Origin of the sequence: Streptomyces iranensis (assembly GCF_017874715.1) — a bacterium.
Lineage (GTDB): Bacteria > Actinomycetota > Actinomycetes > Streptomycetales > Streptomycetaceae > Streptomyces > Streptomyces iranensis.
The window spans coordinates 296561-313292 of record NZ_JAGGLR010000012.1 but is presented as its reverse complement, the minus strand read 5'-3'; the positions used below and the strand labels follow the sequence as shown (position 1 = coordinate 313292).

The 16732-nt window shown below is 71.2% G+C and carries 17 protein-coding genes; 3 read left to right on the top strand and 14 right to left on the bottom strand.

Features of this window, described 5'->3' with window-relative positions; translation table 11 throughout:
* Positions 1 to 85 precede the first annotated feature (85 nt).
* From J2Z30_RS49810 to J2Z30_RS51390, 4 genes are all read right to left on the bottom strand, one after another.
* Positions 86 to 319 (bottom strand): DUF6233 domain-containing protein, encoded by a 234-nt coding sequence (locus tag J2Z30_RS49810; RefSeq protein WP_245388323.1) that lies wholly within the window; start codon positions 317 to 319, stop codon positions 86 to 88.
* A gap of 138 nt (positions 320 to 457) precedes the next feature.
* Positions 458 to 1144, bottom strand: coding sequence for a PDZ domain-containing protein (locus J2Z30_RS23635; RefSeq protein ID WP_308280028.1), 687 nt, complete (start codon positions 1142 to 1144; stop codon positions 458 to 460).
* A 477-nt stretch (positions 1145 to 1621) separates the two neighbouring features.
* A complete protein-coding gene (locus tag J2Z30_RS51395) occupies positions 1622 to 1795 on the bottom strand; it encodes an ATP-binding protein (protein ID WP_308280027.1) in 174 nt (57 codons plus the stop codon).
* Complete coding sequence (locus tag J2Z30_RS51390; RefSeq protein WP_308280026.1) at positions 1792 to 2040, bottom strand: hypothetical protein; 249 nt, start codon at positions 2038 to 2040, stop codon at positions 1792 to 1794. Before J2Z30_RS51390 ends, J2Z30_RS51395 begins: the two co-directional genes overlap by 4 nt.
* Before the next feature lie 617 nt (positions 2041 to 2657).
* On the opposite strand from J2Z30_RS51390, the gene J2Z30_RS23625 reads away from it, so the two are divergent.
* Positions 2658 to 2984, top strand: a complete 327-nt coding sequence (locus J2Z30_RS23625) for a MerR family transcriptional regulator (RefSeq protein WP_044580325.1) — start codon at positions 2658 to 2660, stop codon at positions 2982 to 2984.
* A gap of 551 nt (positions 2985 to 3535) precedes the next feature.
* Here the strand turns inward: J2Z30_RS23625 and J2Z30_RS23620 are convergent.
* The 7 genes from J2Z30_RS23620 to J2Z30_RS23590 all read right to left on the bottom strand — a co-directional run bounded on the left by J2Z30_RS23620 (position 3536) and on the right by J2Z30_RS23590 (position 10076).
* Entirely contained in the window at positions 3536 to 4534 is a 999-nt protein-coding gene (locus J2Z30_RS23620; protein WP_044580327.1) for a nuclear transport factor 2 family protein, read from the bottom strand.
* A 103-nt stretch (positions 4535 to 4637) separates the two neighbouring features.
* Positions 4638 to 5984, bottom strand: a complete 1347-nt coding sequence (locus tag J2Z30_RS23615; protein ID WP_052701895.1) for an MFS transporter — start codon at positions 5982 to 5984, stop codon at positions 4638 to 4640.
* A 326-nt stretch (positions 5985 to 6310) separates the two neighbouring features.
* The gene (locus J2Z30_RS23610) at positions 6311 to 7096 is read right to left on the bottom strand and encodes an HpcH/HpaI aldolase family protein (protein WP_044580329.1); all 786 of its coding nucleotides are present in this window, start codon (positions 7094 to 7096) and stop codon (positions 6311 to 6313) included.
* On the bottom strand, positions 7093 to 7866 hold the full coding sequence (locus J2Z30_RS23605) for an SDR family NAD(P)-dependent oxidoreductase (protein WP_044580330.1): 774 nt from the start codon (positions 7864 to 7866) through the stop codon (positions 7093 to 7095). The genes J2Z30_RS23610 and J2Z30_RS23605 overlap by 4 nt, the downstream gene beginning before the upstream one ends.
* Positions 7863 to 8135, bottom strand: coding sequence for a hypothetical protein (locus J2Z30_RS23600; protein WP_044580331.1), 273 nt, complete (start codon positions 8133 to 8135; stop codon positions 7863 to 7865). The genes J2Z30_RS23605 and J2Z30_RS23600 overlap by 4 nt, the downstream gene beginning before the upstream one ends.
* Positions 8136 to 8193: 58 nt before the next feature.
* Positions 8194 to 8931 carry an alpha/beta fold hydrolase gene (locus tag J2Z30_RS23595; protein ID WP_308280025.1) on the bottom strand — a complete coding sequence of 246 codons (738 nt, stop codon included), beginning with the start codon at positions 8929 to 8931 and terminating at the stop codon, positions 8194 to 8196.
* Between the two features lie 5 nt (positions 8932 to 8936).
* A complete protein-coding gene (locus J2Z30_RS23590; protein ID WP_044580332.1) occupies positions 8937 to 10076 on the bottom strand; it encodes a cupin domain-containing protein in 1140 nt (379 codons plus the stop codon).
* A gap of 56 nt (positions 10077 to 10132) precedes the next feature.
* On the opposite strand from J2Z30_RS23590, the gene J2Z30_RS23585 reads away from it, so the two are divergent.
* Positions 10133 to 11221: a LacI family DNA-binding transcriptional regulator gene (locus J2Z30_RS23585; protein WP_078957190.1), complete on the top strand. Its 1089-nt coding sequence runs from the start codon at positions 10133 to 10135 to the stop codon at positions 11219 to 11221.
* Positions 11222 to 11336: 115 nt separating this feature from the next.
* On the opposite strand, the gene hisD is transcribed toward J2Z30_RS23585, so the two are convergent.
* Both hisD and J2Z30_RS23575 read right to left on the bottom strand, forming a co-directional pair.
* Entirely contained in the window at positions 11337 to 12698 is a 1362-nt protein-coding gene (gene hisD, locus J2Z30_RS23580) for a histidinol dehydrogenase (RefSeq protein ID WP_044580334.1), read from the bottom strand.
* Positions 12699 to 12813: 115 nt separating this feature from the next.
* Positions 12814 to 13725, bottom strand: coding sequence for a LysR family transcriptional regulator (locus J2Z30_RS23575; protein WP_044580335.1), 912 nt, complete (start codon positions 13723 to 13725; stop codon positions 12814 to 12816).
* 220 nt (positions 13726 to 13945) lie between these two features.
* Here J2Z30_RS23575 and J2Z30_RS23570 point away from each other — a divergent pair, with 220 nt between their 5' ends.
* Complete coding sequence (locus tag J2Z30_RS23570) at positions 13946 to 14821, top strand: carbon-nitrogen hydrolase family protein (protein WP_044580336.1); 876 nt, start codon at positions 13946 to 13948, stop codon at positions 14819 to 14821.
* A gap of 117 nt (positions 14822 to 14938) precedes the next feature.
* Here the strand turns inward: J2Z30_RS23570 and J2Z30_RS23565 are convergent, their stop codons facing one another.
* Entirely contained in the window at positions 14939 to 16630 is a 1692-nt protein-coding gene (locus J2Z30_RS23565) for a glycoside hydrolase family 13 protein (RefSeq protein ID WP_044580337.1), read from the bottom strand.
* Positions 16631 to 16732: the final 102 nt, after the last annotated feature.

The following is a 16732-nucleotide window of genomic DNA, read 5'->3' as shown; positions in this document are numbered from 1 at the left end:
AGCTCGGGCCGCTGTCGGCCTGATACAGGCCCTGGGCGAGCAGGGGCGACCGACGGGCGATCGGGTGATGCCGGCCTTGCCGACTTCAGGGCGTCGGGAGATGGCGGGCATCGCAGGCGGTGCATGGTTCGCTGTCCGGCCGGGTGAGCTCGCGCAGCGCCTGGTCGAGCGTGAGGTCTGCGTCGCCGGTCGGTAGCCAGCACGATTCGTGATGGAGGACCCGGCGCCCGGGGCCGCCGAGGGGCGCGGGCAGATGCTGGACGCTCCACCGGCCTGCCGAGGCGGCGGGGGACACAGCTCCGCAAGCTCTTGCGCCCATTGGAGAGTACGGAATCAGGCAAGGTCGGCGTGGTCTGGGTGAGTCTCCCCGCAGACAGGGGAAGGCCCCGCTCACCACTGCGGCGGGGCCTGTTGCGGAGCATTACGCCCCACGTTGCATGATGCAGCTCGATGCTGCTTACGGCTCCGGATCGAGTGGGATCTGAAGGGTCACGAGTGCGCCTGCGCGCTTGACGACGACCCGGTAGGTGGCGCCCGACCTCTTACCGCTGAGGACCGCATCGAGGTCGTTGACGGTGGGGGTGAGGATTCCCGCGACTTCGGTGATGACATCGCCGGGGAGGAGTCCTGCGGCTTCGGTGCTGCTGCCCGGGTCGACGGCGAGAACTCGTACGCCACCGCCCGCAGGGCTGGTGTTTTTGAGGTTGCCCGCGATGATGCCCTGGATGCCGGGGCTGATGTGCACGGTGAGCGGCTGCGTCACACCGTTCAGGGTGAAACTCCCGGTGAAGGTCCCCCCGGCCAGCGGAGCATCGCTGTCGGCGACGACGTGGACAGTGAAGGGCCGGGTGAAGTCCCAATTGCTGCCCGTGATCTGGGCCGTGGCGGACTTGCCGTCCCCGGCGATCTGCACAGGGCACAACATCCCCGTGCATCGCAGGTCCAGTCCGACGATGCGGGTGTACGGCGGGGCCTGGATGGTGATGGATTCTGGCTGGTGGTGTCGCTGCCCGTCCGGCGGATAGTCGACGGTCTTCGCCGGCCCGCCTGCGGCCAGGTCGGGGACGTTCTGCTGAGGGGGCAGGGAACGCACCTGAGAGGAGGCGGAAGCCGCTGCCGACGCGGAGAACGCGGTGGCGGGCACAGCCGCTCCGGCTGCGAACAGGGCGGTGCCCAAGGCGAGAACGCCATACGCTCGACGGAACTTACGGATCATCAGGATCCTTCCTGATCGCAGGGGCCCAAATGTCCCAGCCCGCGCCAGAACGCAGCTTGAATCTCGGGCTCGGTTCACTTGACCTGGGCACCCCCGAACGCATCAGTCGCCGCCACGGCACCTGCGCGACATCGTGCATCGGACGACGCGGCCCCACCATCACCTGGCCAAGACCGCAGCTTCACCCGTGTGCCCGCCAAGTGCAACGCTCGGAGCCCGCCAGCTAAAGCGCTCACTCGCGAACTACGGCGCTCAGTCACATCGGACTGAGCGCTCGGCCTGGTCCGTGAGTGCTTCAGGTGGCCAGGCTGAGTGTGAGAGGTGGCCTGGCCCTCCGCAGGTTGGTCATGCGTCGGGGCGCGCCGAGTTGGTCAGCCATCCGGCGTAAGGCTCTCGTGGGCGGGGTCATCGTGTGAGGCGGGAGTGGATGGTCTTCCCCTGTCCGGGGCCGGGGGTGATGGTGACGGCCCCGGTGAGGCGGCGGATCATGGGCCATCCGAAGCCACCGGTGCCGTCGTTGAGGTCGGGGGTGCGTTCGCGCGGGGGCGCCGGGTTGAGGTCGCTGACGGCGACGTTCACCGCGTCGGCGGTGGCGCTGAGGTGGAGGGGGTGTAGTGGCCGCCGCCGTGGCGCAGGGCGTTGGTCGCGAGTTCGGAGACCACCAGGGCCAGGGTTTCCGCGGTCCCGGGGGCCGGGGCCGGGTCGAGGGCGTCCGCGAAGGCACGGGCGACGTCGCGGGTGCGAGGGATGCCGGCGGGGCTGTCGTCTTCGACGATGACAGGGGGCCTGGGGGCTGTCGTGTTGGCGGTCGTCGTGTCGTTCACGCGCTCACACCCCGCCTGGGCCGGTTGTGCCGCCGGGCCGGGCTTGTGCCCGCTGGACGGTTCTTCAATCCCGGATGGCACTCTTCCGTGCGTGTCCGAGGCAGAAGTCCCATCACTGACTGTGGGGAAAATCTGTCATGGCGAGAGTAGACATGGATGCGTGCGGGGGTTAGTGTTTCCTCGTACCCAAGAAGTCGAGAGGGCACGGCAGAGATGAACTGCCGTGCGAGCAGGTCGAGCAGGATGCGGAACGGCAGGGGAGTGGCGGGGCCGAACAAGGCTGGGTTCCGTCACTGGCTGCCGGGCCGAGCGGCCTCAGGGGCCGCATGCAGTACCCGTGGTATCCAGCAGTACGACCGAGTAACCGAATGAGGTAAGGAGCAGACGCCATCAGGATCGCCCGGGTGAGGCAGCACACCGCCCGGGTACCGCAGGCCCCGGATTGGAAGGTGGTCCCCGGTCACGCATCCGCGATCCCCGCACTTCCGCCCTCCCAGGCGGACCAGCGGAACAAGAAGGCCGGCGCAGTCGGCTGGTAGATGGTGTTGAAAGCTCGGGGCCCGGGTGCCGGTACGGCACTCGGGCCCCTCGACGCGTCCCTATGGAAGAAGAGGTCTATGCCCCCTCGCAGTGCCCGCCCCGCCGACAAGTTCGACGACGATGACTACCCCGCCTACACCATGGGCCGGGCCGCCGACATGCTCGGCACCACCCCCGCCTTCCTCCGCGCCCTGGGCGAGCACCGCCTGATCACCCCACTGCGCTCCGAAGGCGGCCACCGCCGCTACTCCCGCTACCAACTGCGCATCGCCGCCCGCGCCCGCGAACTCGTCGACGCCGGCACCCCCATCGAAGCCGCCTGCCGCATCATCATCCTCGAAGACCAACTCGAAGAAGCCCAGCGCATCAACGAAGAACTGCGCACCCGTGGCGCCACCTCGTAACGGCGTCTCGTCACCGACCTGCCCGCGCTGATCACCGCCGCGGGCACGACCGACCCGCCACGGCAGACGTTGCCCCCGGCGGCCGGGCCTGCACCGTGAACCAGGCCCACCGTCGACGGCCCTGCCGGGACCAGCTCGCACAGGCCGCCTGATCCGCCCCCTGGCCGCCGCCTCACGGCGGCGGAGAAGCACCCGCGGCCCGCATCACCGCTGGCGCACCGACGCCGGGTCACCACACCTCATCGAGCCTGTCGCGCACGTAGCCGTCCACGATGCCCTCCGGGACGCTCCCGCAGGATCGTGTGTCCCGGCGCAGACTCCTTGAAGGGTGTCAATACTCCCTGCCCCCGCGGGGCCATGTGGGGCTTAGGGGGCTTCCAGGCACTGGTGCGCGAAAGCAGGGTCACGGGGAGACGCACAGCAGCGTGAGCCGGACGTTCGCTGCGTGCCTGGGCCGGCCCGGCTCCCCGGTCGGTGCCCGGTCGTGCACGCACCGACGCGGGCGGCCCGCCACCGGTGTTTCGGTGGCGGGCCGCCCACGTCAGGGGAGCTCAGTAGATGTTGGCCTCGACCTGCGAGCCGTCCTCGCGTGTCGCGTTGATCTGTGCACGCAGCGAGATCTCGTCGTAGACGCGGACCTCCTTCACGATGCGGCCCTCCAGGATCAGGAACTGGGAGACGCCGAGCACCGTGACCGGCCGGCCGGTGAGGGGGCCGAAGGCCGGGACGCCGCGGTAGCTGCCGTGCATGGTCCACAGGACGGCCACGCGCAGGCCCCCGTACCGCGGGGAGTGGTTCGTCTGGATGTCGCGGACGGCGAACCGCGCGTCGGGGAAGGGGCCGACCATGGCGAGGAGGTCGCTCTGATAGCGCTCGGGGCGGATGACGGTCCGGTCGCCGATCGTGTGGAGGAACAGATCGCGTTCCATGAAGTCCTTGACCCTGTGCAGCCGGCGCCGCGTCCACACCTCGTCGATGAACTCGAGCACCATCTCGCACTCGGGACGGAACTCGTCCGGACGCGGACCGCTGACCCCGTTCAGCAGCACGTCTTGCGGCGGCTCGTCGAGCATGGAGCCGCTGTACCCCTGGAAGGTCAGCTCGCGAGCGGCCTCGGCCGGGTCCAGGCCGCGCTGTAGGCAGTCGGCCAGTTCGTCGCGCACCACCCACTCCTCGACCATCCGGCCGCGTCGGTACAGGCAGTTGGCCACCGTGCGTTTGCGGATGCGGACGCTGCGGCCGTCCACGAGGTGTTCGTCGGCGGAGAAGACCAGGTGGGAGCTGAGGAAGGTGTCGTCGCCGCGCGCCTCCCACACCACGTCCTCCGCCTGGCCGATGTGGCCCGGCGTGCTGGCCATGCGGATCGTACTGCCTTCGATGACACCGTCACGGCCGACGACGGTTCCGAGGCTGGTGTGCACGATCGAGTCGGGCTCGTAGTTGTCGACGATGTAGGCGATGTCGCGGTCGACCCAGATGCGGTCGGTCACCTCGCGGATGAAGTCGTCCGGGTCCTTGTAGGGGAGGTACGCGACGGGGTCCAGGGGCATGGTGCTTCCGTTCCAGTGGTGTGAATGCGTATGTAGGTGGATGGTCAGGAGGGTAGTCGTGGAGGCTGCCTGCCGGGGCGCCGGAGCCGGGCTTCCCGCTGTGCTAGCGGGCGAACTTGTCCGCGCCCAGTTGGCTCCGGTAGGTCTCCGTCATGAAGGCGCTCACGACGACCAGGGCCAGGAGAGCGGCCACCGCCAGATAGGCCCAGACGGCGTAGATGGTGTCGAAGGTGCTGACCAGCAGCGTCGCGACGAACGGCGTGATGCCCATGAAGATGGAGAACGAGCTGTTGTACGCGATGGCGCTGGCGCTGAACCGGGTGCGGGTGGCAAAGAGTTCGGCCGCGCAGACGGTGACGATGCCGGTGAGGAAGAATTCCGGCACGATGTAGATGAGTTGGCTGGCCACGGCGGTTCCGAAGGTGCCGTGCTCGCCGACCCGGAAGGCGATCGGGACCAGCACGATGCAGGCGATGGCGCCGGTGACGAGCATCGGCTTGCGCCCGATGCGGTCCGACAGCATGCCGGCCAGCGGCAGGGTCGGGATGAGGACGGCGATGGAGATGGCGTTCGAGGCCAGGCCCATCCAGCGCGGCAGGTCGAGCGTGCCGGTCAGGTACTGCGGATAGAAGGTGACCCAGCTGTAGGAGAGGATCGCGAGCATGATCGAGATTCCGCAGAAGACCAGGATCGGCCGCCACTGCGAACGCAACGCCTCACGGACCGGTGCCTTGACGACGTCCGTTCCTTCCTCGGTCGCGCGGATGAACTCCGGGGTCTCCTCGATGTGACGACGCAGCCACATCCCGACCAGGCTGAGCGGGATCGCCAGCAGGAACGGGATGCGCCAACCGTACGAGTCCAGGGCCTGGCCCTCGAACACCCAGCTGGTCAGGGCCGCCGTACCGGCGCCCGCGAGGGTGCCGACGAAGCAGCTGTTGGAGGCGTACGACGTGTAGTAGGCCCGCCGGTTCGGCTCCGCCCACTCCACGATGAACGCGACGGCTCCGACATACTCGCCGCCGGAGACCGCGCCCTGGACGACGCGAAGCAGCAGGAGCAGGATCGGCGCACCGATGCCGATCTGCTGGTACGTGGGCAGGACCCCGATCAGGGCGGTGGCCACGCCCATGGCCACGATGGTCCACAGCAGCGTCTTCTTGCGGCCGACCCGGTCGCCCCAGCGGCCCACGAGGGTGCCGCCGAGCGGGCGGAAAAGGCAGGCGACGGCGATGATCGCGTACGTGCCCAGCACCGCCACGGTCCTGTCGCTGTCGGGGAAGAACGCCGGAGCCATGATCGGCGCCATGTAGCCGTACAGTCCGTAGTCGAACTGTTCGACGAAATTACCGATGCTGCCCGCGCCAATGGCTCGGCGTATCGCGTTCCGCTTATGTAGGTCGACCTGGGGGGAGTCGACGGCTGGGCTGGGTGGCGCTGCGGCGGACATGGCTTCTCCGATCGCGCGGGGACGGGGTGTGCATGCGTATGAATTGGTCGTGAACGCTAAGGATCCGGATGTGGGGCGTCAAGGGTTGGTCGCGGGAGAACGCGACGGTCCCGGAAGGCGGCAGCCGAGAGCTCGGCACCGCGGCACGCAGGGGTACACGACGCCCCCGCCATCGGGCGCGTCGGTCGGCGAAGGCGGCCTGCCCCCGGCCGGTCGGACCGGGGATTTCGGCCATGCTCGTCTCAGGCCGGGATTTCGGCCGTGCTCGTCTCAGGCCGGGGTTTCGGCCGTACTCGTCTCAGGTGGGGATTTCGGCCGCGCTCGTCTCATCCGAGGTCTTCGGCCGCGCTCGTCCTGTCGGACGAGGCCAGGCGGCGCAAGGTGGCCACGAGCACATGAGCCATGTTGTAGAGGATCAGCTGAGCCCCCTGGCGCTCGGCGGTCCGGGCGGCGTCGAGGGTCGGCACGATCGTCATCACCGCGCGCTTGTTGGCGCGCGCCGCGTTGTGCGCCCGCGCGATCAGCCCGTCGACGACGCAGGGCTCCGGGAAGCCACAGTCCGCGGCCAGGTCGGCGGGGCCCACCAGGACCGCGTCCACCCCCTGGGTGCCGGCGATCGCGTCGGCGTCAGCGCAGGCACGCCGCGTCTCGACCATCGCCACGACCAGGGTTTCGCGGGACGCGGCCACATGGTCGGCTGCCGTGACCGTGCCGAACCGGCCCGCTCTGCTGTAGGTGGCGAAACCCCGCTCTCCCCACGGTGGGTAGTGGCTGGCGGCCACCGCCCGTCGGGCGTCCTCGCGGCTGTCCACATGCGGGTGGATCAGCCCGGCGGCGCCCAGGTCGAGGCAGCGCAGCGCGAGCGCCGGCTCAGCCGAGCCCACGCGGACCAGCACGTCGATCCCGTGCGCCGCGGCGGCCGTGAGGTGGTGTTGAAGCAGCGCCGTGTCGGCCGGCCCGTGCTCGCAGTCGATGACGACATAGTCGAAGCCCGCGACCCCCGCCATCTCCACCAGCGTCTCCGAGGGGAGCCGCAGCAGGATGCCCCGCAGCCGCTCGCCGTCCGCCAGGCGCTGTTTGAGGCTGCGGTGCGGTGTGCCGCGCGCCGTCACCGGGCCACCATCCCCGCGGAGAGGTCGATGTCGGCCCCGCACAGTCCGCGCATGCGCAGCATCGCGCTGACGGCCTCGCCCACCTCGTCCTCGGTGACCATCCGCCCCAGGGCGGAGCGCGCGACGAACGCCTGCTCGGCCTGCGCGTAGGTGCTGCCCGTGCGCTCCGCCTCCAGACGGAAGTTGCGCTCCATGCGTGGCCCCGCGACGGGCCCGGGGGAGAGGGAGTTGACCGTGACGCCCAGCGGCCCGACCTCGCCGGCCAGCGTGGTCGTGAGACCGATGACCGCCATCTTCGACGCGCAGTACGGGGTGCGCCGCAGGAGCGGGCGTTTGCCCGAGACCGAGGCGATGTTGATGATGTCGCCCGCGCCCCGCCCGGTCATGGGGGGCAGGAAGGCCCGGCACATCAGGAACACCCCGCGCACGTTCACATCGAAGACCTCGTCCCAGTCCTGCGGGGTGATCTCGGTCAGCGGTGCCACCGGCCCGGCGACCCCGGCGTTGTTGACCAGGATCGATATCTCCTCTCCGGTCAGACTTCGGGCGAGCTCCTCGACGTCGTCGGGGCGGGAGACGTCGCAGACGCGGTGCGAGACCTGGGGGCCGAGCCGCGACACGGTCTCCTTGAGCGTGGTCTCGTCGCGGCCCGTGATCACCACCCGGGCCCCGTCGGCGAGCAGGGACCGTGTGATGGCCCGGCCGAGGCCGCTGCCTCCCCCGGTGACAAGCGCGGTGCGGCCGGTCAGCGGTGCGGTGCGGCCGCTCATGCGCCGCCCTCCTCGTTCCAGGGCACGGTGCCCTTGCCGTACTCGGCGGCACGGGCGTCACCGGTGCGGGCGTGGCCCCGGGCGAGGTCGAGGCGCGGGGCCCGGCCGCACACCTCGCCGAGCAGCGCGGCGGACTCGGAGTACGGGCGGACGGCGTCGTCGCCGGGCCGGCGGATGTCGTCGAGGGGGTCGTGGACGCGCTCGGCGACATCCGGCCGGGCCGCGGTCACGTGCGCGCCGGGTTCGGGGGACGTGAGGTGTCGAGGCATGACGGCTCTCTTCCAGTGGGGACGATTCCAGTGGGGACGAAGGGGGCAGGAGGTGAGTTCACGGGGCGGCAGCCGCAGGTGTCGTATTGGTGGCGGCCGTGACCACTTCGCGCAGCGCGGCCGTCACCGCCTCGGGCCGTTGCCACGGAAGCAGGTGTCCCGCGTCGGGCAGCAGCGTCAGGCCGGCTCCGGGGACCGAGTCCGCGATCGCCCGGTGGAAGGCGGGTGGGCACAGCGTGTCCCGCGCCCCGGCCAGGACCACGGTGGGGCAGCGGGCCGTACGCAGTACGCCGGTCGCGTCCGTGCGGGTCGCCTGCGCGGCGAGCTGGGCGCGGGCGGCGGTGGCGCCCACGGCGTGTGCCATGCCGCGGTAGCGCCGCGCGGCCTCGGGCGTCGGGCACCGGTCGGGGAACATGTCCGGCAGCGTCTCCTCGACGACGTCCGTGAACCGGCCGGTCGCGATCAGCTCGTCCATCGCCCGCCAGGCCGCGTACTGCTCGGGGCGCGGCGCACCCGCGTTGGTCGCCATCACGCACAGGCCCGCGATGCGCTCGGGCGCCCGGCGCAGCGCCTCGAAGCCGACGACGGCCCCCAGGCTGAGGCCGACGAGCACGAATGGGCCCGGAACCGTGGCGAGCACGTCCTCGGCGAGCGCCCCGATGTCCGCTCGCCGCAGCGGGATGTGGTGGACGTCGTGGCCTTCGGGAAAGTCGACGTCGCGCCACAGACTCGCGTCGCAGAGCATTCCGGGCACGACGACGAGCGGCAGCGGACCGGCCCTGTCCTCGTACGGCACGCCGGTCACCAGGTGCGCGCGGAGCGGGGCAGCAGCGCGTACGGGGCGACGTACCCGTTGTGGTCGATGCCCAGGCCCGCGTCCGCCGCGGCCTTGCGCACCTCCTCGTCCCACTCCAGGCGGACGCGTCCGTCACCGGAGTTGACCACGAGGAGGTCGCTCCGCTCCTCGCCGACGTTGCGCACGGAGCGCCAGGCGTCCTGCGGGACGGAGAGCATGTCACGGGGGCCGAGACGCACCGAGACGGGGTCGGTGCGGTTGAGGGTGATCTCCCACAGACCGTCCTTCACGATCAGGGTCTGGGTCTCGTGCTGTCGGTGCGCCGAGACACCCTGCCCGGGGTCGGCGCGGAGCCAGGCGACGTTGTGCCCGTGCGGATTGGACACGCGGGGCTCCTGGTGCGGGTCCTCGGTCATGCCGTAGCCGATGACGCAGCTCAGACGGGCGCCGCCGCCGGGCAGGGTGCTGTCGAGGAAGGGGCGATCGGAGAACACCAGCTCGTCCGCGGCGGCGATCCGGCGCTTCATCTCGTCGGGGGTGTAGTGGCGCAGCCGGTCGAGGTGTTCCTGGGCCAGGGGGGTGACGAGCTCGGACTCCGGCGGGACGGTGTCGCCGGCGACGGTGTCGACGAGCTTGTTGTCGGCGGTGAGGTACAGGCCGTGGTTCCGCGCCTCCCGTAGGACCGACGGGCCCCAGATGATGCCGCCGGTGTCGTCCATGCCCAGCACGGTGAACAGCCAGCCGTCGTCCGGTCCGGTGTTGGTGAATCCGCGGAAGATCCAGGCCGGGACGGAGGCGATGTCACCGGCCCTGAGCGTGAGTTCGCCTTCGGTGCCGTCGACGCCCCAGCGCAGCAGGTATTCGCCCGCGGTGCAGATGAACACCTCGGCCGTGTAGTGCAGGTGCAGGTTGTTGGTGATGCCGTGCGGCATCGCGGCGGCACCGATGTTGTAGCCGTGCGGCAGCCGGAGGTTGACGTGCTGGCCGGCGGCCTGCGAGACGCCCGGCCCGATCATCGCGTAGTTCTCCTTGCGATCCGAACCGGGCGTACGGCAGTCGATGAATGCCTGGTTGCAGGAGACGAAGTCGCTGCGGCGCACCGTACGGCGGGCCAGCTCACTGGGCGATACGACGACATCGGGCATGACCGCTCCTTGGCTAGGAATACGTATGCATTCCATGACAGGCACTGGATCGGAGGATGTCAAGAGGGGTGCGACCGTGTTTTGACATACGTATACTGAATCGGGTGCGCCACCGGGGGGCGCCGGTGGCAGCGAGGAGAGAGCCGATGGGGATCACCAGTCACGACGTGGCCAGGCTGGCCGGTGTCTCGCAGCCCACGGTCTCCCGCGCGTTGCGTGACGACCCGCGCGTGTCCCAGGCCACCCGCGAGAAGGTCAAGCGGGCCGCCCAGGCGCTGAACTACGTGCCGAGCGAGGCCGGACGCACCCTCTCGACGCGTGCCACGCGGCGGATCGGTGTCATCGTCACCGACCTGACCAACCCGTTCTACCCGCATCTCATCGCCCCGCTCCACGACGAACTGAGCGACCTCGGCTACCGGATGATGCTGATCACCGAGCGGTCCGACGAGGCGGTCGCCGAGCAGAAGCTGCTCGACCAGTCGATGGACGGCGTCGTCCTCACCACAGCCACCACCGACTCCCGCCTGCCGGCCCAGCTGGAGGGACGCGGCGTGCCCTACGTCTTCCTCAACCGCGACACGGGCCGGGCCGGCGACTTCGCCTCCGTCGTCGACAACGAGGGCGGCGGACGGCTCGTCGCCCGGGAACTCGTGGCCCTGGGACACCGGCGTATCGCCGGCATCTTCGGCGCGGCCAACACCACGACGGGGCGCGAGCGCGAAATGGGCTTCCGGTGGGCTCTCGCCGAGGCGGGCGTGGGGCTGCCGGAGAACCGGGTGGTGCGCGGAGCCTTCGAGTACGACACCGGCTACCGGGCGCTGCCCGCCCTGCTCGAGGCGGACGAGGCACCCACGGCGGTGTTCTGCGGCAACGACGTCGTCGCCATCGGTGTCCTGAACGCGGCTCTCGCCGCTGGTGTCAAAATCCCCGACGAGCTCACCGTCATCGGCTTCGACGACCTTCCGATGGCCGCCTGGGAGGTGTTCCAGCTCACCACCGTCCGGCACGACCTGCGGGAGCTGTCGCGTCAGGCGGCGCGTCTGCTGGTCCGGCGGATCGCCGAGGACGTCGACCCGGCCGGTGAACGCCTGGTCCTGCCGACCGAGTTCGTCCCCCGCGCCACCCACGCCCGCGCCCAATGAGCCGTCACGGCCGTCAGGCCGGCCGCTCCTGGAGCACCCCGGCGATGTAGGCGACGGTGGCGGCCGCACCGGCGGTCCCGTGCCGCCGCACGCGACGCGGCGGCACGAGAGGGGATCAGAGCTGGTCGCGCAGAGCGGCCGGAACGTCGTTGAACGCGCCGGACGTCCGCCCGATCCGGTCGATGCGGAGCGTCGCGGTGGCGCCGTGGGCGGCCAGCCCCTCGAACGCCGAGATGCGCTCGACGGCGGGAGCCAGGGACGCGGTCCCCTCCTGCGAGGCGCGTTGGTACGTCAGCGGCTTCAGGAACCGGGAGACGGAGAGCCCCGCGTTGTAGCGGGCGGTCTTGCCCGTGGGCAGCACGTGGTTGGTGCCCGCGATGCCCTTGTCGGAGTAGGCGACCGTCGACCACGCCCCGATGAACAGCGAGCCGTAGTTGGAGAGGTTCTCCAGGTAGTAGTCGTCGTCCCCGGTCTGGATCTCCAGGTGTTCGGGAGCGATCATGTCGGCCACGGCGACGGCGTGGGCCCGGTCCTCCACCACGATGACGGAACCGAAGTCGCGCCACGCCGGGCCCGCGATGTCCCGGGTGGCCAGGGACGCCAGCTGGCGCTCCACCTCCGCGATCGCGGCGCGCCCCTGCTGCTCGGACGTGGTGATCAGGGCGGCGGGCGAGTTGGGGCCGTGCTCGGCCTGGCCCAGCAGGTCCGCCGCGACCCACACCGGATCGGCGCTGTCGTCGGCGATGACGGCGACCTCGGAGGGGCCGGCCAGCAGGTCGATGCCGACCCGGCCGAACAGCTGCCGCTTCGCCTCGGTGACGAACGCGTTGCCCGCGCCGACCAGCATGTCGACCGGGGCCTCGCCGAGCAGACCGAAGGCCATCGCTCCGAGCGCCTGGACACCACCGAGCGCGAAGACCCGGTCGGCACGCGACAAATAGGCGCCGTACAGCACGGCGGGATGCGCGCCGTGCTCACCCGACGGGGGAGTGCACGCCAGCACGGTGGGCACCCCGGCGGTCTTCGCCACGTTCACCGTCATGAAGGCGCTGGCCAGCAGCGGGAAACGACCGGCCGGCAGGTAGGCGCCGACGCGGGAGACGGGAACGTAGCGCTGGCCACCGACGACACCGGGAGCGACCTCGGCCTCGAAGTCCGTCAGGTGCTCGCGCTGCGCGGCGGCGAACCGGTGGGTGCGCTCGTAGCCCATCTCCAGAGCGGTGCGCACGTCCGGGGGCAGGGCGTCCCCCGCCTTCTTCAGCTCGGCGGCCCCGACCTCCGGGCCGCCGGACCAGCCGTCCAGCTCCTGGGCGTAGGCGCGCACCGCGTCCATGCCCTTGTGCTCGATCTCCTTCAGCATCTGCGAGACCCGCTCGACCACCTTGGGGTCGCGCTGGGCGGGGGGACCGTCCACGGACGGCTTCTTGAGCCACTGGAACGGGGGAAGGGCCTGGGCTTCGTCGTGCGTGATCTGCATGGCAGGGACGCTAGACGTCGCGGCACCACAGGACCAGAGGGTCCATTCCTGTCCGAACCACAGGGTTTCCCTGACCTTCGGGGCGTGCCCACCCACGCCCCGTGCGCCCGGCCGATCAGAGGCCGAGGTCGGTACGGAGTTCGCGCAAGGTGTCCTCGGCGAGCCGGGCCAGCTCCCGCGTGGCCCGCGACAGCGGATGCCCGCGCCGTTTGACCAGGGCGATCGTGTCGTAGAGAGGGTCGGCGAACGGCGCGGTGCGCAGCCCCGCGGGAAACGCCGGTCCGGCGATCACCGCCCGGCTGGCGATCGTGTCGCCCACCCCGGCGGCCACCAAGCCCAGCGCGGCCTCGACATGTTCCAGCTCGATCAGCGGATCGATGCTGACCCCGGCGAGCTGCGCCCGCTCCGCGAGCTGCCGCCGGGTGGGGTCCTGCCACCCGTAGTGGGCGTCGTAGAGGACCAGGGGTGTCCGGGCGAAGGTCTCCATCGTCATCGGTGTGCGGGTGCGTTCCTCGCTCGCGCTGACGAAGAACACCTCGTCGCGAAGGAGCGGTGTCACCATCAGCCCCTCGTCGTCGATCGGCAGGACGACCAGGCCCGCCTCGATCCGTCCCGCGGCCACGGCCGCCGCGGTCTCGGCCGAGTTCTGCCCCACGAGGCGGACCCGGACGGACGGATACCGGGCGTGGAACATCTGCACGAGGTTGGACAGCAGGTAGTAGTCCGCGTTGCGGAGCACACCGAAGGTGGCGGTCCCGCCGCCCAGCGAGCTCAGGGAGCGCACCGCCCGGGTCCCGCTCTCGGCGGCCTCCAGCGCCTGCTGGGCGTACGGCAGCAGTTCCTGGCCGGCCGAGGTCAGGGTCAGGGTGCGGCTGCCGCGCGCGAACAGTTCGGCGTCCAGTTCCGCCTCCAGCCGGCGCACCAGTTCGGAGGCCGACGCCTGGGCGATGTCCATGGCCCGCGCCGCTGCGGTGAACGACCCGAGCCGCTCCGCCTCGACGAAGGCCCTCAGCTGGTTGAGGGTCATACGTCGCCTGTGTCCTGTCGAGTCGGTGATCCGCGTCACGGACGCGATGATTGTCGTTCTACCACGGAACTCCGGCGCGGCCGCCGGATGGGTGCCGCTCCGGACCCACTGGGTCTCCCTGTGGATGCCGCTGGAAGAAGGGGCCTTGTCCCGTGGAAGGTGCCGATGATTGGCTCGTCCGCGCCCCCGGATACCCCCTGCGCGGAAGGTTTTCCCTGCGATGACGATCCCCTTGCCGATAGGCCTCGTCCAGACGGCCGCGCGGCATCACGCCGCCGACGATCCGGACGCGTTCGCCGCGGACGTACGCCGCGTCACCGAGGCGCATCCCGGTGTCCGGCTGCTCGCGTATCCGGAACTGCACCTGTGCGGCCACAAGCCCGGCGAGGACGCCGAGACGGTCATGACCGCGGCGGCCCGGCCGCTGGACGGCCCCCGCGGCACCCGGCTGGCGTCCCTCGCCCGCGAACTGGGCATCTGGCTCGTGCCCGGCAGCGTCTACGAGCAGGGCGCGGACGGCCGGATCTACAACACGGCCCCCGTCTACTCGCCCGCGGGCGAACGGGTCGCGGAGTACCGCAAGATCTTCCCGTGGCGGCCCTACGAGACCACGGCGTCCGGCAGCAGTTTCGTGGTCTTCGACATGCCGGACCACGGACGCGTGGGCCTGACGATCTGCTACGACGCCTGGTTCCCCGAGATCACCCGCCACCTGGCGTGGCAGGGCGCCGACCTCGTATTGAACCTGGTGCGCACGCCCACCGTCGACCGCGCCCAGGAAGTCGTGCTCGCGCGGGCCAACGCGATCGTGAACCAGGTGTTCATGGCCAGCCTCAACGCGGCGGCGCCGGACGGCGTCGGGCGCAGCGTCGTCGTGGACCCCGAGGGGCACCTGCGGGCCGAGGCCGGGCCCGGCCCGGAAGAGGTTCTGACGGACGTGCTCGACCTCGCCGAGGCCCGCCGGGTGCGCACGCGGGGAACCGCGGGCCTCACCCGGGTGTGGGACCCGTTCGAGGACGGCCGGCCGCCGCTCGAACTCTCCCTGTACGCGGGCCGGATCGACCCCGAGCGCTGGCGTCGCGGGGCCCGCCCGTGAGCCGGCGGCCCGCGCGGTGACCGCCTGGGCGACCGCTGCCGCCCGGCCGTACGTCCCCCGGCGCACGGTCGAACGGCACCACCGGCCGGCCTCACGGAGCGAGCCCGGCACCGCTCCTCAGCGGTCGGAAGCGGCCCCGGTCCGCAGCCAGGCGGTCGTCCACGGCGGGAGCTCGCCACCGGTCAGCGGGCCGGAGGCGAGAAGAACCTCACCCCGCGGCAGCGGGACGGGCTCCCCGGAGAGGTTGCCGACGGTGTGCCAGCCGCCGGCGCGGGCGAAGTGCAGCAGCCCCTGACGCGTCCGCTCCCGCGAGCCGACCCACTCCAGCCGCTCGTCCGCGACCAGCGTGCGGCGCAGCCGCAGGGCCTCGCGGTACAGCTCCAGGAAGGACTGCTTGTCACCGCGCTGCGCGTCCGCCGCGTACCGGCCCCAGCCGGCGGGCTGCGGCAGCCACGAGCCACCGGGGCCGAATCCGAAGCTCGTGCCCCCGCGGGTCCACGGCAGCGGCACCCGGCAGCCGTCGCGGCCCTTGACGCGTCCGCCGCTGCGTACCCACATCGGGTCCCGCAGGTCCGCGCGGTCCAGGTCGGCGACCTCGGGCAGACCCAGCTCCTCGCCCTGGTAGAGGTACGCGGACCCGGGCAGCGCCAGCATCAACAGCGCCGCGGCACGCGCCTTGCGCACACCCGTCGGCAGGTCCGGGGCCGGTTCCCGACCGTCGGTGAGCAGCCACGCCTCGATATCGCGCTTGGTGCAGTCGCCGGGCAGGGCGTAGCGCGAGACATGACGCACCACGTCGTGGTTGGAGAGCACCCAGGTGCTGGTCGCCCCCGCGGCGCGGGCGTCGGCGAGGGCGGAGTCGATGATGGTGTGCAGCTCGGCGGCGTCGAGCCGGGCGCCGAGGAAATCGAAGTTGAACGCCTGGCCCAGCCCGTCCGCGGAGGCGTAGGCCGTACGCCGTGAGGCACGCACCCAGGCTTCGGCGACGGCGAAGCGCGGCGGGTCGTACGCGTCGAAGACCTGCCGCCAGCCGCGGTAGATCTCGTGCACCGCGTCGCGGTCCCACAGCGGATGACTGCCGTCGTCCGGCAGTTCGTCGGGCTGGTAATTCCGCTGCTCGCCGAGGTCGCGCAGCGGTGCGCGCAGGTCCTTGGCGAGGCCGTGGGCGACGTCGACGCGGAAACCGGCGACGCCCCGGTCGGACCAGAACCGCAGGGTGTCGTGGAAGTCCTCGCGGACCTCGGGGTTGTCCCAGTTGAAGTCGGGCTGCTGGGGGGCGTAGAGGTGCAGGTACCACTGGCCGTCCGGCGCCCGGGTCCAGGCGGGGCCGCCGAAGCTGGACGGCCAGTCGGTGGGCGGCAGTTCACCGTCCTCCCCCCGGCCGTCGCGGAAGACGTAGCGCTCGCGGGCGGCCGAGCCGGGCGCGGCCGCGAGCGCCTTCTGGAACCAGACGTGCTGGTCGGAGGAGTGGTTGGGGACGATGTCGACCATGATCTTCAGGCCGAGCCGGCGGGCCGCGCCGACCATCTCGTCGAAGTCGTCGAGGGTGCCGAGCCGGGGGTCGACGTCGCGGTAGTCGGCGACGTCGTAGCCGCCGTCGGCGAGCTGCGAGGGGTAGAACGGGCTCAGCCAGACGGCGTCCACGCCGAGGTCGGCGAGGTAGGGCAGCCGGGAGGTGACGCCGGGGATGTCACCGATGCCGTCACCGTCAAAGTCGGCGAAACTGCGAGGGTAGATCTGGTAGACGACGGCCTGCCGCCACCAGTCCGCATCGTGCGGGGAAGGGGCGGGGGAGTCGCGGTGGGGCATCTGTGAACCTCTCGGGCGCGTGCCCAGGGTCGGGTGCGGGTGTGCGGACAGGTGGAGGGAACCGCCGGGGGCGGCCGTCACGCGGGACGCGGCTTCGTGCGG

Bases quoted from the DNA above. Each gene is read 5' to 3' on its own strand.
- J2Z30_RS23615 (WP_052701895.1), bottom strand. From the start codon at position 5,984: ATGTCCGCCGCAGCGCCACCCAGCCCAGCCGTCGACTCCCCCCAGGTC.
- J2Z30_RS49810 (WP_245388323.1), bottom strand. From the start codon at position 319: ATGGGCGCAAGAGCTTGCGGAGCTGTGTCCCCCGCCGCCTCGGCAGGC.
- J2Z30_RS23600 (WP_044580331.1), bottom strand. From the start codon at position 8,135: ATGCCTCGACACCTCACGTCCCCCGAACCCGGCGCGCACGTGACCGCG.
- J2Z30_RS23605 (WP_044580330.1), bottom strand. From the start codon at position 7,866: ATGAGCGGCCGCACCGCACCGCTGACCGGCCGCACCGCGCTTGTCACC.
- J2Z30_RS23565 (WP_044580337.1), bottom strand. From the start codon at position 16,630: ATGCCCCACCGCGACTCCCCCGCCCCTTCCCCGCACGATGCGGACTGG.
- J2Z30_RS23590 (WP_044580332.1), bottom strand. From the start codon at position 10,076: ATGCCCGATGTCGTCGTATCGCCCAGTGAGCTGGCCCGCCGTACGGTG.
- J2Z30_RS23625 (WP_044580325.1), top strand. From the start codon at position 2,658: ATGCCCCCTCGCAGTGCCCGCCCCGCCGACAAGTTCGACGACGATGAC.
- J2Z30_RS23575 (WP_044580335.1), bottom strand. From the start codon at position 13,725: ATGACCCTCAACCAGCTGAGGGCCTTCGTCGAGGCGGAGCGGCTCGGG.
- J2Z30_RS23585 (WP_078957190.1), top strand. From the start codon at position 10,133: ATGTCAAGAGGGGTGCGACCGTGTTTTGACATACGTATACTGAATCGG.
- J2Z30_RS23620 (WP_044580327.1), bottom strand. From the start codon at position 4,534: ATGCCCCTGGACCCCGTCGCGTACCTCCCCTACAAGGACCCGGACGAC.
- J2Z30_RS23570 (WP_044580336.1), top strand. From the start codon at position 13,946: ATGACGATCCCCTTGCCGATAGGCCTCGTCCAGACGGCCGCGCGGCAT.
- hisD (WP_044580334.1), bottom strand. From the start codon at position 12,698: ATGCAGATCACGCACGACGAAGCCCAGGCCCTTCCCCCGTTCCAGTGG.